12 protein-coding genes and 1 pseudogene are annotated in these 15260 nt (G+C 71.8%); 7 read left to right on the plus strand and 6 right to left on the minus strand.

What is annotated here, in order from left to right:
- Together RBJ77_RS11615 and mscL are read left to right on the plus strand one after the other, a co-directional pair.
- Window positions 1-278, plus strand: a pseudogene (locus RBJ77_RS11615) (hypothetical protein); the annotation flags it as partial.
- 114 nt (window positions 279-392) lie between these two features.
- Window positions 393-872 carry a large conductance mechanosensitive channel protein MscL gene (gene mscL, locus RBJ77_RS11620; protein WP_305127801.1) on the plus strand — a complete coding sequence of 160 codons (480 nt, stop codon included), beginning with the start codon at window positions 393-395 and terminating at the stop codon, window positions 870-872.
- A 7-nt stretch (window positions 873-879) separates the two neighbouring features.
- Here mscL and RBJ77_RS11625 read toward each other — a convergent pair whose 3' ends face one another.
- From RBJ77_RS11625 to nirB, 5 genes are all read right to left on the minus strand, one after another.
- Window positions 880-1077, minus strand: coding sequence for a hypothetical protein (locus tag RBJ77_RS11625; protein ID WP_372344942.1), 198 nt, complete (start codon window positions 1075-1077; stop codon window positions 880-882).
- Between the two features lie 58 nt (window positions 1078-1135).
- Window positions 1136-1939 (minus strand): pyruvate formate-lyase-activating protein, encoded by an 804-nt coding sequence (pflA, locus tag RBJ77_RS11630; RefSeq protein ID WP_372344943.1) that lies wholly within the window; start codon window positions 1937-1939, stop codon window positions 1136-1138.
- 96 nt (window positions 1940-2035) lie between these two features.
- A complete protein-coding gene (gene pflB / locus RBJ77_RS11635) occupies window positions 2036-4306 on the minus strand; it encodes a formate C-acetyltransferase (RefSeq protein ID WP_372344944.1) in 2271 nt (756 codons plus the stop codon).
- 261 nt (window positions 4307-4567) lie between these two features.
- Complete coding sequence (locus RBJ77_RS11640; RefSeq protein WP_372344945.1) at window positions 4568-6001, minus strand: NarK family nitrate/nitrite MFS transporter; 1434 nt, start codon at window positions 5999-6001, stop codon at window positions 4568-4570.
- Window positions 6002-6136: 135 nt separating this feature from the next.
- A complete protein-coding gene (nirB, locus tag RBJ77_RS11645; protein WP_372344946.1) occupies window positions 6137-8887 on the minus strand; it encodes a nitrite reductase large subunit NirB in 2751 nt (916 codons plus the stop codon).
- A gap of 232 nt (window positions 8888-9119) precedes the next feature.
- Here nirB and RBJ77_RS11650 point away from each other — a divergent pair, with 232 nt between their 5' ends.
- The 5 genes from RBJ77_RS11650 (at window position 9120) to RBJ77_RS11670 (ending at window position 14982) form a co-directional block, all read left to right on the plus strand.
- Window positions 9120-10139, plus strand: coding sequence for a sirohydrochlorin chelatase (locus RBJ77_RS11650; RefSeq protein WP_372344947.1), 1020 nt, complete (start codon window positions 9120-9122; stop codon window positions 10137-10139).
- A gap of 17 nt (window positions 10140-10156) precedes the next feature.
- The gene (locus tag RBJ77_RS11655; RefSeq protein WP_372344948.1) at window positions 10157-11389 is read left to right on the plus strand and encodes a low temperature requirement protein A; all 1233 of its coding nucleotides are present in this window, start codon (window positions 10157-10159) and stop codon (window positions 11387-11389) included.
- A 69-nt stretch (window positions 11390-11458) separates the two neighbouring features.
- Complete coding sequence (locus tag RBJ77_RS11660; protein ID WP_372344949.1) at window positions 11459-12625, plus strand: P1 family peptidase; 1167 nt, start codon at window positions 11459-11461, stop codon at window positions 12623-12625.
- 144 nt (window positions 12626-12769) lie between these two features.
- Window positions 12770-13960, plus strand: coding sequence for an Ig-like domain-containing protein (locus RBJ77_RS11665; RefSeq protein WP_372344950.1), 1191 nt, complete (start codon window positions 12770-12772; stop codon window positions 13958-13960).
- Between the two features lie 170 nt (window positions 13961-14130).
- Window positions 14131-14982, plus strand: a complete 852-nt coding sequence (locus RBJ77_RS11670; protein WP_372344951.1) for a DUF6227 family protein — start codon at window positions 14131-14133, stop codon at window positions 14980-14982.
- Window positions 14983-14995: 13 nt separating this feature from the next.
- On the opposite strand, the gene RBJ77_RS11675 is transcribed toward RBJ77_RS11670, so the two are convergent.
- Window positions 14996-15244: a hypothetical protein gene (locus RBJ77_RS11675; RefSeq protein WP_372344952.1), complete on the minus strand. Its 249-nt coding sequence runs from the start codon at window positions 15242-15244 to the stop codon at window positions 14996-14998.
- Window positions 15245-15260: the final 16 nt, after the last annotated feature.

The raw sequence follows: 15260 nt of genomic DNA on the forward strand, positions 1-15260 counted from the left end.
TGCGGATCGCGGACGCGGGGGCGGTGCGGCTGCTGCGGCCCGGTGACCGGGTGGACGTGGTGGCGGGCCGGGCGGACGGCGGGCCGGGGGTCCGGGTCCTGGCGTCGGGGGCGCGGGTGGCCTCGGTGCCGGAGGAGGAGTCGTCCCCGGGATCCGGCGGCGCGGGCGAACCGGCGCTGTCCGGCGGGTCGTTGGTGGTGCTGTCGGTGGGGCGGGAGACGGCCGTCCGGCTCGCGGGTGCCGGCGCATCATCCCGGTTGGCGGTGACGGTGTGGTGACTCACATCGCGTCAAGTCCCCCGATCGAGTTACCGAATTGGACAGGTCTGACCCACGCTGACGTAGGTTGCGGAGTCGTTTGCTCCACAACCTGCACATGTGAAGAAAGGCCTTCTGGTGAGCGAGAAGAACGAGCCGAGCTTGTGGGAGGGCTTCAAGGCCTTCCTCATGCGCGGCAATGTGATCGACCTCGCGGTCGCCGTCGTCATCGGCGCCGCGTTCACGAACATCGTGAACGCGGTGGTCAAGGGAGTCATCAACCCCTTGGTCGGCGCCTTCGGCACCAAGGATCTCGATCACTACCGCTCCTGCCTCAAGGGTCCGTGCCAGACCAACGAAGCGGGCGATGTGATCAGCGGTGTCCCGATCATGTGGGGCTCGGTGCTCAGCGCCGTCCTCAGCTTCCTGATCACGGCCGCGGTCGTCTACTTCCTGATGGTCCTGCCCATGGCGAAGTACCTGGCGAGGAAGGCCCGGATGGACGCCGCGAAGGAGGGCACGCAGGAGGTGCTGGAGGTCTCCGAGCTGGAGGTCCTCAAGGAGATCCGCGACGCGCTCGTGGCGCAGCGCGGCTCGGGCCACAGCGAGTCCTAGCGGCGCTTCACAGGTGGTGGGGCGGCTTCTCGTCGAGGAAGCGGGCCAGGTCGGCGGCGCTGTTGTCGCCGGCCGCAGGCCGCTCGCCCCAGCCACGGTCCGTGTCGTCGGAGGACTGCGCCGACAGCGGGTCGTCGAAGATCAGCGCGGCCTTCGGGTCGCGCGCCTCCGGCTTGCGGGGTTCGGGGTCGGGCGCGGTGCTCATGGCTCCAGGGTACGTCGCGGGGGCGGCACGGGGCCGGGGGCCGGGACGGGGGCCGGGTTCAGACCGCGGTGAGGCCGTGCGCCTCGAAGATCGACTTCGCGGTGGCGACCTGCTCGGGGGTGGGCGAGGGCGTGTCGTGCAGCGTGAAGGTCTTGCCGAGCGCCTCCCACTTCGCCTCGCCCAGCTTGTGGAAGGGCAGCACGTCGACCCGGGAGACGTTGCCCAGGGAGCCGGCGAAGGCGGCGACGCCCTCGATGTTGGCGGGGTCGTCGGTCAGGCCGGGGACGAGCACGAAGCGCACCCAGACGTTCTTGCCGAGGTCGGCCAGGCGGTGCGCGAAGTCGAGGGTGGGCTGCAGGGGGCGGCCGGTGACCTTCTTGTAGGTGGTGCGGTCCCAGGACTTGATGTCGAGCAGGACCAGGTCCACGTCGCGCAACAGGGCGTCGGTGGCGCGCACGCCGAGGAAGCCCGAGGTGTCGAGGGCGGTGTGCAGGCCCAGTTCGTGCTTGAGGCGGTGCAGCAGCTCTCCGGCGAAGACGGGCTGGAGCAGCGGTTCGCCGCCACTGATGGTGGCGCCGCCGCCCGCGGCCTCGATGAACCGGGTGTACTTGGCGGCTTCCGCGACGATCGCGTCGGCCGAGGTGCGCTTGCCGTCGCGCATCCTCCAGGTGTCGGGGTTGTGGCAGTACAGACAGGTCAGCGGGCAGCCGGAGAGGAACGTCACGAAGCGTGTGCCCGGTCCGTCGACGCCGGTCGACAGGTCCCAGGAGTGCACGGAGCCCTCGGTGGGGCGGTGCGTCGCGGCGGCGGCCGGGGTGGCGGCGTCGTTCGCGCTCAGGTTCTGGGTGAGCAGCACGGTCATGGCAGGTCTCCTCGGGCTACGAGGTGCGGGTGGGGAGTGCGCGGTGCCCGGGGCCGGAGTGAGGGCCCGGCCCCGGGACCGCGGTTCGGGGTCGCTCTACAGCGAGCCGTGGAAGGTGCGGTTGATGACGTCCAGCTGCTGCTCGCGCGTCAGGCGGACGAAGTTCACCGCGTAGCCGGAGACCCGGATGGTCAACTGCGGGTAGTTCTCCGGGTGTTCCATGGCGTCCTGGAGGGTCGCCTTGTCGAGGACGTTGACGTTCATGTGGAAGCCGTCGCTGGCCATGAAGCCGTCGAGCACGCCCGAGAGGTTGCCGATCCGCTCCGTGGGGGTGCGGCCCAGGGCGTCCGGGGTGATCGTGTTGGTCAGCGAGATGCCGTCCTCGGCGTCGTCGTAGGGCAGCTTCGCGACCGACAGCGCCGAGGCGATGTAGCCGTGCTCGTCGCGCCCGTTCATCGGGTTGGCGCCGGGGGCGAAGGGGGTGCCGGCGCGGCGGCCGTCCGGGGTGTTGCCGGTCTTCTTGCCGTAGACGACGTTCGAGGTGATCGTCAGGACGGACTGGGTGTGGACCGCGTCCCGGTACGTGGGGTGCTTGCGGACCTTCTCCATGAAGCCGTGGACGATCGTCTTGGCGATCTCGTCGGCGCGGTCGTCGTTGTTGCCGTAGGCCGGGTACTCCCCGTCGATCTCGTAGTCGACGGCGAGGCCTGTCTCGTCGCGGACGACCTTGACCTTGGCGTGCTTGATCGCCGAGAGGGAGTCGGCGGCGACCGAGAGGCCCGCGATGCCGCACGCCATGGTGCGCAGGATCTCCTGGTCGTGCAGCGCCATCTCGATGCGCTCGTAGGCGTACTTGTCGTGCATGTAGTGGATGACGTTGAGCGCGTGCACGTACGTCTTGGCCAGCCAGTCGAGCATCGCGTCGTACTGCTTCGCGACCGTCTCGTAGTCGAGGTGGTCGCCCTCGATGGGTTCGAAGCCCTCGACGACCTGCTTGCCGGTCTTCTCGTCGCGGCCGCCGTTGATCGCGTAGAGGAGCGCCTTGGCGACGTTCACGCGGGCGCCGAAGAACTGCATCTGCTTGCCGACGGCCATCGCGGAGACGCAGCAGGCGATCGCGGTGTCGTCGCCGTACTTGGGGCGCATCAGCTCGTCGGACTCGAACTGGAGGGCCGAGGTGTCGATGGCGACCTGAGAGGCGAAGTCCTTGAAGCCCTTGGGGAGTTCGCGCGACCAGAAGACCGTCAGGTTCGGCTCGGGGGCCGGGCCGAGGTTGTAGAGCGTCTGCAGGGCGCGGAAGGTGGTGCGCGAGACGAGCGGGCGGCCGTCCTGGCCGATGCCGGCCATCGACCAGGTGACCCAGGTCGGGTCGCCGGAGTAGAGGTCGTTGTACTCGGGGGTGCGCAGGAAGCGGACGATGCGGAGCTTGACGACGAAGTCGTCGATGAACTCCTGGGCCTCGGACTCGGTGATGAGACCGGCCTCGATGTCGCGCTGCAGGTAGATGTCGAGGAAGTTGTCGATGCGGCCGATCGACATGGCCGCGCCGTTCTGCTCCTTCACGGCGGCGAGGTAGCCGAAGTACAGCCACTGGATCGCCTCGCGGCCGCTGGTGGCCGGGCCGGAGATGTCGTAGCCGTACGACATGGCCATGGCCTTGAGCTCGTTCAGCGCCTTGATCTGCTCGGAGATCTCCTCGCGGTCGCGGATGACGTGCTCGGTGGGCCACTCGCTGCCGAGCCGGTCCTTGTCGGCCTGCTTGGCGGCGATGAGGCGGTCGACGCCGTAGAGGGCGACGCGGCGGTAGTCGCCGATGATGCGGCCGCGGCCGTAGGCGTCGGGCAGGCCGGTGATGATGCCGGAGGAGCGGCAGGCGCGGATCTCGGGGGTGTACGCGTCGAAGACGCCCTCGTTGTGGGTCTTGCGCAGGTGGGTGTAGACCTCGCGGACCTCGGGGTCGGCCTCGTAGCCGTAGGCGTTCAGCGCGCCCTCGACCATGCGCCAGCCGCCGTTCGGCATGATCGCGCGCTTGAGGGCGCCGTCCGTCTGGAGGCCGACGATGAGGTCCTTGTGGTCCTTCGCGTCGCCGTCGACGTAGCCGGGCTTGAAGGCGTCGATGCGGGACGGGGTGTGGACGTCCACGTCGTAGATGCCGCGCTCGATCTCCGCCGGGAACATCGAGAGGAGCTTGTCCCACACGGCGGTGGTGCGCTCGGTCGGGCCGGCGAGGAAGGAGCTGTCGCCCTCGTAGGGCGTGTAGTTCTGCTGGACGAAGTCGCGGACGTCGATCGCGTCCCGCCAGAGCCCTCCCTTGAAGCCGTCCCAGGCCTCGCCGTGCGTCGTCTTTTCCGCGGGAGTGGCAGTCATCTGCGGCACCTTCCCCATCTCTTCGACCGGTTCGTTGCTACGTATTCATTGGACTCCCGCGGAGCCGGTCCGGCGGGCCGCAATGGTCCTGAGTTCGGGACCATTGGGCCTCGTTCCGGCTCGACTCCTCCCGGGATTAGCGCTCTGACCTGGGGTTTCCTTCGGGACTTTCGACCCAAGTCCGCTTGTGAACGCATTCACAAGAAATGCGGCGGAATTCCCTGTCGCAGGTCGCGCGGGGAGGGGGCTGCGCCCGTCCGATCAGCTCGGGGACTCGGCGTTCTTGCGCGCGTAGTACCACCAGCAGACGACGATGCACGTGCCGTAGAAGGCCACGAAGCACCACAGGGCACTGGTCACCGCGAAGTTGGCGAACATCGCGGGGATGAAGAAGAAGCCGTACGCGGCGATCGCGGCGGTGAAGCCGGTGACGGCGCCGGACTCCATCTCGGCCTGCTTCAGCGCCTTCGTGTACTCGGGCGTGCCCTCGGTCAGGCCCTTCAGGTGCTGGCCGCGGAAGATCACCGGGATCTGGCGGAACGTGGAGCCGTTGCCGATGCCGCTGAACAGGAAGGCCGCGTAGAAGCAGAGCAGGAAGCCGACGAAGTTGCCGCCCGCGCCGTTCGTCGGCATGAAGGTGATGACGCCGATGATCGAGCCGGCCATGCCGACGAACGAGAGGATCGTGACGCGCGCGCCGCCCAGTTTGTCGCCGAGCCAGCCGCCGCCCCAGCGGGCGAGGGCGCCGACGGCCGGGCCGATCCAGGCGTAGGTGGCCGCCGTGTAGGAGGCGTCGATCGGCGTCCAGGTGGTCTTGATCAGCATCGGCAGGGCGGACGCGAAGCCGATGAAGGAGCCGAAGGTGCCGACGTAGAGCCAGGTCATCAGCCAGTTGTGCTTGCGCCTGAAGATGACCTTCTGCTGCTTGAACGGGGTGGCGGCGACCTTCAGGTCGTTCTGGCCGAACCAGGCGAGGGCGGCGAGGACCACGAGGACCGGCACCCACAGGAACGCGGCGTTCTGCAGCCACACCGGCGAGCCGTCGGCCTTGTGCTGGGCGGAGCCGAGGGCGATCACCGAGGAGGTGATGACGATCGGGGTGAGCAGCTGGACGACGGAGACGCCCAGGTTGCCGAGGCCGCCGTTGATGCCGGTGGCGTTGCCCTTCTTGGCCTTCGGGAAGAAGAAGCCGATGTTGGCCAGCGACGAGGAGAAGTTGGCGCCGCCGAAGCCGCAGAGCGCCGCGATGGTCGCCAGCGTGACGTACGAGGTGGAGGTGTCCTGCACCGCGAAGCCCAGCCAGATCAGCGGGATCACCAGGACGACGGTGGACAGCGCGGTGAAGCGGCGCTGGCCGATGCGCGGGCCGAGGAAGGTGTAGAAGATCCGGGCCGTACCGCCGGTGAGACCCGGGATGGCGGTCAGCCAGAACAGCTGCGAGGTGCTGAAGCTGAAGCCGACGTCGGCCAGGTTCGTCGCGGTGACGCTCCACACCTGCCACACCACGAAGGCGACGAGGAGGGCGGGGACGGCGATCCACAGGTTGCGGGTGGCGACCCGCTTGCCCACGGACTTCCAGAACAGTTCGTTCTCGGGTTCCCAGTCGCTGATGGCCCGGCCGGGCCGGTACTGCTGGGGATCGTAGGAACGGGTGACGTCGTCGACCACGGCGGCGTCCCGGACGGCAGGACTCATGGCGTGTTCCTGGTGGTGAGGGGGGTTTTCCTTGCCCCTCCAGATTCGCGCCGGGATAAAGACCGCGTCAGAGGCGTTGGTCGCCCCCGCGGCACCCCAATGGCACCGTCCTGGGAGCGACCAAGGTCCCCCGGCTCAGCCCGCGTCGGGGACCTCGTGGACGGCGAGGCGGACGGACGGGTCGTCGAGGCACTCCCCCGTGCGCAGGTCGAACTCCTGCTTGTGCATCGGGGAGGCGACGACGGGGGCGCCGTCGCGGGTGCCCATGATGCCGTGGGCGATCACGTCGGCGCCGGAGAACGGGTCGCGGGCGTCCACCGCGTAGACCGTGCCGTCGGCGCCCTTGAAGAGCGCGGCCTCGGTGCCGTCGGGGAGGACGGCGGCTCGGCCGCGGCCGGGCTCCAGGAAGCTCGGGTCGGCGTCGAAGGTCCCGAAGCGGGCGAGGGCGGCCGGGTCGTCGAGGACGGCCTGCCACTCGTCGCGGTAGGCGGCGGCGTGCCGGTCCAGCTGCGCCTCCAGGTCGGCGCAGATGCCGAGGGAGTCGTCGACGAGGACGGCCTTGAGGTGGTCGAGGCCGCCGATCCGCTCGAACCAGGGGGCGGTGCGCTCAAGACGCTCGGCGGTGCGCACGTAGTACATGAGGAACCGGTCGGTCAGGCGCAGGAGTTCGGCCCGGGACAGGTCGGTGGCGAGGAGGTCGGCGTGGCGGGGGTGGGTGCCGCCGTTGCCGCAGACGTAGAGGTTCCAGCCGCCGGCGGTGGCGATGACGCCGATGTCCTTGCCGCGGGCCTCCGCGCACTCGCGCAGACAGCCGGAGACACCGCCCTTGATCTTGTGCGGGGTGCGCAGGCCGCGGTAGCGCAGTTCGAGGTCGATGGCGAGCTGCACCGAGTCGCCCTGCCCGAACCGGCAGAACTTGGCGCCGACGCAGGACTTCACCGTGCGCAGCGACTTGCCGTACGCCTGCCCGGACTCCAGGCCCGCGGCGACCAGCCGCCGCCAGATGGCGGGGAGTTGCTCGACGCGCGCGCCGAACAGGTCGATCCGCTGGCCGCCGGTGATCTTCGAGTAGAGGCCGTGGTCGCGGGCGACCTCACCGATCGCGATGAGCTGCTCGGCGGTGATCTCGCCGCCGGGGATCCGGGGGACGACGGAGTAGGTGCCGTCCTTCTGGAGGTTGCCGAGGAAGAGGTCGTTGGAGTCCTGGAGGGCGGCCTGTTCGCCCTGGAGGATGTGGGTGAGGCCGAGTTCGGGGGCGAGGGTGCCGAGGATGTTGGCGACGACCGGCTTGCAGACGGTGCAGCCGTCGGCGGCGCCCGCCCGGCCGGAGCCGTGGGCGGCGATCAGTGCGCTGAAGGACGTGATGCGTTCGGCGCGGACGACGTCGTAGAGCTCGGCGCGGGTCAGCTCGAAGTGTTCGCACAGGCCGCGGGCGATCTCGACGCCGGCGGCGGCGAGTTCGGCGTCGAGGACGGACTTGAGGGTGCCGACGCAGCCGCCGCAGCCGGTGCCCGCCTTGGTGCACCGCTTGATGCCGCCGACGTCGGTGAGGCCCTCGGCGGTGACGGCCGCGCGGACGGCGCCCTTGGTGACGTTGTGGCAGCTGCACACCACGGCGTCGTCGGGCAGCGCGTCGACGCCGAGCGCGGCGCTCTCCTCCCCGGTGGCCGGGAGGAGGTACGCCTGCGGGGACGCCGGCAGGGTGCGGCCCGCGTGCGGCTTGAGGGTGCCGTAGGCGGCGGCGTCGCCGACCAGGATGCCGCCGAGGAGCCGGCCGTCGGGGCCGAGGACGAGCTTCTTGTAGACGCCTTCGCGGGTGTCGGAGAAGACGACCGCCATCGCCTCACCGTCCTCGCCCCCGTGCGCGAAGGGGTCGCCGAAGGAGGCCACGTCCGCGCCCATCAGCTTCAGCTTGGTGGAGGTGTCGGCGCCGGTGAACAGGGTGGTGCCGTCGCCCGCGAGCGCGTCGGCGACGGCCTCGGCCATCTGGTAGCCGGGCGCCACCAGTCCGTAGACCCGGCCGTCGGAGGTCTGGGCGCACTCGCCGATCGCGTAGACGTACGGGTCCGTGGTCCGGCAGTGCGCGTCGACGACGACGCCGCCACGGTCGCCGACGGCGAGCCCGGCCTCCCGGGCGAGCCGGTCACGGGGCCGGACGCCCGCCGAGAAGACGACGACGTCGGCGTCGACGACCCGGCCGTCCGTGAGGTGCAGGGCGCGCGCCGAGCCGTCGGTGTCGGTCTCCACGGCGCGGGCCCCGACACCGGTGTGCACGGCGACGCCCATGGACTCGATGGTGGCGCGCAGTGCGGCGGAGCCGCCGTCGTCGACCTGGAGCGGCATCAGTCGCGGGGCGAACTCGACGACGTGTGTGTCCAGGCCGAGGGTGCGCAGGGCGCCGGCCGCTTCCAGGCCGAGGAGTCCGCCGCCGATGACGACGCCGGTGCGGACGTCCTCGCGGGCGGCGTACTCGGTGAGCGACTCGACGTCGTACAGGGTGCGGTAGGTGAAGCAGCCGGGGGCGTCGGCGCCGTCGATCGGCGGGACGAAGGGGTAGGAGCCGGTGGCCAGGACCAGCGCGTCGTAGGGGACGGTGGCGCCGGACGTGGTGGTGACGGTGCGGCCGGCCGTGTCGATGTGTTCGGCCGGGTCGCCCAGGCGCAGGTCGATGCCGTGCCCGGCGAGGAACTCGGGGGTGGAGAGGGAGAGTTCGGAGGCGTCGGTGCCGGTGAAGGCGGAGGAGAGGTGGACGCGGTCGTAGGCCGGGCGGTCCTCCTCGGCGAGCACGGTGACGTGCCAGGCGGCGAGGGCGTCGCGCTCCGCGAGGAGTTGGAGGAGGTGGTGGCCGACCATGCCGTGGCCTATGAGTACCAGGTGGTGGGGCATGGGGTCACTCCGTGGGTGCGGTTCGCCGGTGGCTCTACGGGTTCGACGGTAGGCGCGAAGAGAGGGGCCGCCGCGCCGAATTGGGCCTGTCGCGGCGGGACCTACGACCCTCACGGCCGGGCCTTTCGCCGGGCCGTCGGGGCGTCGCGCGGGCGTAGCGTCGAGCGGGGTGGACGGTACCGGCCGCCCGCGCTCTGCTCGCGCTCCCCTCGCGTTCCCCGGAGGCGTCCTCATGCCGCTCGTACTCGCCGTGCACGGCAGCGCGCTGCCCGCCGCGGGGGCCACCGTGGGGCGGCTGTGCGACGCCGTCGAGCGGCGGACCGGGGTGCGGCCCGTCGTCGGACATCTGGATCATCAGCTTCCCTCTCTCGGCGGCGCGTTGGGCGCATGGGGTGGTTGGGACGCGGCTGGCCCAGTGGACGCAGCGGGCACGGCGGACACGGTGGACACGGGGGACGCGGCCGGGGAGATGGGCACGAGCGGGGCGGTGGACCCGGCCGACGCGATGGACCCGGGCAGCGCGATGGGCACGAGCGGGGCGATGGACCCGGGCAGCGCGACGGGCACGGGCGGGGCGGCGGACCCGGCCGACGCGATGGACCCGCGCAGCGCGACGGGCACGGGCACCGCGACGGACAAGACCGGCGTGATGGACCCGGCCGGCGCGGCGGACCCGGGCAGCGCCTCGCATGCGGGTGCGGTCGTCGTGCCGCTGCTGCTCGGGGACGGGTTCCACTGCACCGTCGACATACCGGCCGTCGTCGCCGCGCACGGCGGTCCCGGGTGGGTGCTGACGCCGAGTCTCAGCGGGGCCTTCGAGGTCGACGCGGCGCTGGCCGGGCGGCTCGCGCGGGCCGAGGCGACGCGGGGCGGACGGGTGGACGCGATCGTGTTCGCCACCGCCGGTTCGTCGCGGCCCGGCGGGAACGGCGGGGCGCTGCTCGCGGCCCGGCGGCTCGCCGGGCGGCGGCCGGGGACCCCGGTGGTCACCGCCTACTGCTCGGCGACCGGGCCGACGGTGCCGCAGGCGCTGGCGGGGCTCAGGGCCGCCGGGCACCGCAGGATCGGGATCGTGACGCATCTGCTGGCGCCGGGCCGGTTCACCGCATCGCTCGACGCGGCCGGGGCCGACCTCGTCACGGAGCCGCTCGCCGACCATCCGGCCGTCGCCGACCTCGTCGTCCGCCGGTACCGGGAGGCCGCCGCCGACGCCGGCCGGGCCGCGCGCCGCATTGCGCACGTCGCCGCCTGATCTGCTGTCCTGGGCGCATGACGTCCACGCCAGACACACCCGGCCCCGACCGGCAGACCCGCCCCACGCACCAGCCGCCGTCCCCGCTCCGCCGCATGGTGGAGCGGGGACGCGACGAGGAGCATCGGGTCGCGTCGCCGCTGGAGCTGTTCTTCGACCTCTGTTTCGTCGTCGCGGTGGCCCAGGGCGGGGTGGAGCTGGTGCACGCCGTCGCCGAGGGGCACGCGGGCAGCGGGGTGGCCGACTACGCGCGGATCTTCTTCGCGATCTGGTGGGCCTGGATGAACTTCACGTGGTTCGCGTCGGCGTACGACAACGACGACGTGGTCTACCGGATCGTCACCCTCGTCCAGATCGCGGGCGTGCTGGTGCTCGCGGCCGGGGTGTCACGGGCCTTCGAGGACGACGACTTCACCGTCGTCGTGATCGGCTACGTGATCATGCGGCTCGCCATGTCGGCGCACTGGCTGCGGGCCGCCCGGTCGAGCACGGGTGCGGAGCGCACGGCCGCGCTGCGGTACGCGGGCGGTGTGCTGCTGTGCCAGGTCGGCTGGGTCGCGCTGCTGTTCCTGCCGGCCGCCTCGGTGTCCTGGGTGTTCGTCGTGCTGGCCGTCCTGGAGATGTGCGTGCCCCTGTACGCGGAGAAGGACCGGCAGACGTCCTGGCATCCGCACCACATCGCCGAGCGCTACGGCCTGTTCACGATCATCGTGCTCGGCGAGACGATCGCGGCGGCGACCGTCGCGGTGAAGTCCGGGGTCGAGGAGAACGACGCGCTCGGCGAGGTGCTGCCGATCGCGGCGGGCGGGCTGCTGATCGTGTTCGCGGCGTGGTGGATCTACTTCGCGGTGCCGATCCACGACCGGTTGGCGTCCAACCGGCAGGGGTTCCTGTGGGGGTACGGCCACTACTTCGTCTTCGCGTCGGCGGCGGCGATCGGCGCGGGCATCGAGGTCGCCGTCGAGCAGGCCGTCGGCAAGGCGCACATCTCGACGACGGCGGCGTCGGCGGCCGTGACGATCCCCTCGGCGGTGTTCCTGATGATGGTGTGGGCGCTGCACGCCCGGTACTTCAAGGAGGGCGCGGCGCAGCAGCTGACGCTGCCGGTGAGTGCGGTGCTGGTGCTCTGCTGCACGTTCGCGGGGAGCTGGGCGGTGTTCGCGGCGGGGATCGTGGCGGCACTCACGGTGGCGGTCGGCGTGACGCTGTCGGCCAGGAGCGCGCGGCCGGCCGGGACGCAGGAGGCGTAGCGGGCGAGGCCCCGGTGGGGCGGCGCGCGGCACGGAGGCGCCGGTCAACGCCCGTGGTACGCATGGGACATGACGACGACCGCGCACCATGACGCCCTCACCGACGTGGCAGGACTGCGCGTCGGGCACGCCACCCGCACCGGCGGCGGTTTCCTGACCGGCACCACCGTCGTGCTCGCCCCGGCGGGCGGCGCGGTGACCGCCGTCGACGTGCGGGGCGGCGGCCCCGGCACCCGGGAGACGGACGCGCTCGACCCGCGCAATCTGGTGCGGCGCATCGAGGCGGTCGTGCTGACCGGCGGCAGCGCGTTCGGCCTCGACTCCGCTTCGGGCGTGGTGGCGTGGCTGGAGGAGCAGGGGCGCGGGGTCCGGGTCGGCCCGGACCCCGCGCAGGTCGTCCCGGTGGTCCCGGCGGCGTGCGTCTTCGACCTCGGCCGGGGCGGCGACTGGCGGGCCAGGCCCGACGCCGCGACGGGCCTCGACGCGGTGCGGGCCGCGGCGGCGACGGACCCGCACGCGCCCGTGCCGGAGGGGAACGTGGGCGCGGGCACCGGCGCGCTGGTCGGCAAGGTGCGGGGCGGCATCGGCACGGCGTCCACCGTGCTCGACTCGGGGATCACGGTCGGCGCCCTGGTCGTCGCCAACGCGGCGGGCTCGGCGGTGGATCCGGCGACCGGGGCGCTGTACGGGGAGTTCTTCGCGGGGCGGGGCCCGGTGAGGTATCCGTCGGCCGCGACGCACGAGCGGGCGGTCCTGCGGCTCGCGGAGGCCGCCGCCGCGAACGGCCCGGCCCCCCTCACGGCGAACGGGAAGGCGAAGGCGAACGCGAACGCCGACGCACCCACGCCCGCCGACGCCCCCACGACCACGCCCACGCCCACGACCCCGGCCTCCCCCACCCCACCCCCGCTCAACACCACCCTCGCCGTCGTCGCCACCGACGCCGACCTCACCCGCGCCCAGGCGCAGAAGGTCGCGGGCACCGCGCACGACGGCATCGCGCGCGCCGTGCGCCCGGTGCACCTGCTGAACGACGGCGACACCGTCTTCGCCCTCGCCACGGGCGCACGGCCCCTCGACGCCACGGACCCGCTCGCCCTCAACGAGATCCTCGCGGCGGGCGCCGACCTGGTGACCCGGGCGATCGTGCGGGCCGTACGGGCCGCGGAGTCGGTGCACGGCCCCGGCGGCACGCACCTCTCGTACGGCGATCTCTACGGGCCCGGGCCCGCGTAGGGCGGGCGACGATCACGTAACCGACGTAACGGGACCGTCCCTGTGTCTGCCCTCACAGGCGACGGACGGAACCCGGCGGGCCATCCCGGACTCTCTCCTCGCACAGGCACACACCGGTGCAACCACCTGGAACAGGAGCAGACCGTGAGAAGGCAGAACATAGCCGTCGCGTGGGCCGGCCTCGCCATCGGCGCACTGACCCTCACGGCCTGTGGCGGCAGCGCCAGCGCCGAGGGCGGCAAGGGCGGCGGGGACGACGCCCAGGACGCCCCGCGCATCACCATCTCGGCCAAGGACGGCTCGACCGGCGCCTCCATCAACGCGACCGGGGTCAAGGTCAGCGACGGCAGGCTGACCGACGTGAAGCTGACCGAGTCCGCCTCCGGCAAGCAGGTCGCGGGCGCGATCGCCGCGAACGGCGCGTCCTGGAAGCCGAAGGAGCAGCTGGAGCGCGGCACCAAGTACCGGATCTCCGCGACCGCGAAGGACGGCGAGGGCCACACGGCCGCCGCCAACTCCATCTTCACGACCGTCTCCGGCGCCGACAGCTTCATCGGCACGTACACGCCGGACAACGGGGCGACGGTCGGCGTCGGCATGCCGGTCTCGTTCACGTTCGACAAGGCGATCACGAACAAGGAGGACGTGCAGCGCCACATCACGGTCACGTCCACCGGCGGCCAGCGGATCGTCGGCCACTGGTTCGGCGCGCAGCGCCTGGACTTCCGGCCCGAGGCGTACTGGAAGGCCGGCTCCAAGGTCACCATGAAGATCGACCTGGACGGCGTGGAGGGGGCGAACGGGATCCACGGCGTGCAGAGCAAGACGGTGTCCTTCACCGTCGGCCGCGCCCAGGTCTCCACGGTCGACGCGAACACGCAGCAGATGACGGTGGTCCGCGACGGCCAGACGGTCAAGACCATCCCGGTGTCGACGGGCAGCACGCAACACCCCACGTACAACGGCCAGATGGTGATCTCCGAGAAGTTCGTGCAGACCCGTATGAACGGCGACACGGTCGGCTTCGGCGGCGAGTACGACATCGCGGACGTGCCGCACGCCATGCGGCTCTCCCAGTCCGGCACGTTCATCCACGGCAACTACTGGAGCTCGCCGGGCATCTTCGGCGCCCAGGGCACCAGCCACGGCTGCGTCGGCATGCGGGACGTGCGCGGCGCGGGGGGCGACACGACGGCCAAGTGGTTCTACGACAACTCGCTCGTCGGCGACGTCGTGACCGTGAAGAACTCGCACGACACCACGATCTCCCCGGACAACGGCCTCAACGGCTGGAACATGTCCTGGAGCCAGTGGACGGCGGGCAGCGCCGTCTGAGACCCCCGTTCACGGGCCGGGCCGCGCGGGAACCTTCCGCGCGGCCCGTGCGTTGTGCAGGCACGTTTCCCAATTCCCTTCCCCCGTTTGCCATTTCGCGGACATGATGTCCGACCGAGGGGCTACGGTATGCACCCACAAGGTGACATGCAGCAATGCCGGGAGGTGCCTTGAGCGCTCCGCACGACTACGAGTCCGGTTACGCGTACGACGCCGCGTCACACGGGTCGCCCGCGCAGCCTCAATCGCCCGCGTCGCCCGACTCGCCGGAAGCCTCTGAGCCTCCGGACGCTCCCGGGACCCCGGACGAGAACCTCGCGCGGCTGCTCGGCCGCGCGCTCAACTCCTTCGAGCTGCCAGACGAGACGCTGCGCCTGCTCGACAGCGCCCTCGCGTACGACAGTTCGCTGCACTCCGCCCACCACAGCGCGGGCCTGCACCGCGAGACGTACCGGCACACCTGGCTGCTGGCCGACGGCAGTTCGCAGACCCTGTGGGAGCTGGTGCACAACACGGGGCGGGACGGCCTGACCCAGCACGAGGTCTACGTCACCGAGGAGGAGCTGCGGCTGGCGACGGCGCGGCTGCCGCTGCCCCCGGAGTCGGCGCCCGAGTTCCGCCTCCAGGTCCCGATCGCCCCCGTCCAGCTGTCGCCCGTCCCGCCGCAGCGCCGCACCTTCGGCCCGGCCGACCCGGACAGCTCCGTCGACCACGCCAGGCGGCTGCTGCGCCGCGCGGAGAACCCGGACACGGCGACCCGGCCGGGCCCGGGGACGGCGCGCCTGCTGCGGGAGGCGTGCGCGCACCAGATCACGCAGGCGTTCGGCCGCCGGCTCAGCCAGGGGTTCGCGCTGTACGAGCACGCGTTCCTGCTGCGCGACGGCTGCGAGGTCAGCCTCTGGGAGGTCGAGCACACGGCGACACCGGACGGCCGGCACATGTGCGAGGTGTACGTGACGCAGGCCGCGGCCCGGTCCGCGATCGAGCTGCGGGCGGCGAGCCGTCCGCGCGCCCGCCGCTGAGGTCCCGGCTTCCCTAGCTGCGGCTGAACTGCCGGACCAGACCGGCGAACGCGTCCTGTTCGTCGGCCGTCAGCGGCACCGACTCCACGGCGGGGGCCTGGGCCTGGCCGGGCAGCGCGCCCAGCGGCAGCGAGGGCAGTGACCGCGGCGGGCCGGTGGTGACGACACGGACGAGTCGGATCAGACCGACCACCCAGGCCACCGTGGCGACCGCGAGGATCGCCAGGCCCGTCTGCTGCAGGATCGACACGTGCTCAGGCATGCGGTCCAGTGAACAC

The organism is Streptomyces sp. KL116D (genome assembly GCF_030766975.1).
GTDB lineage: Bacteria > Actinomycetota > Actinomycetes > Streptomycetales > Streptomycetaceae > Streptomyces > Streptomyces longispororuber_A.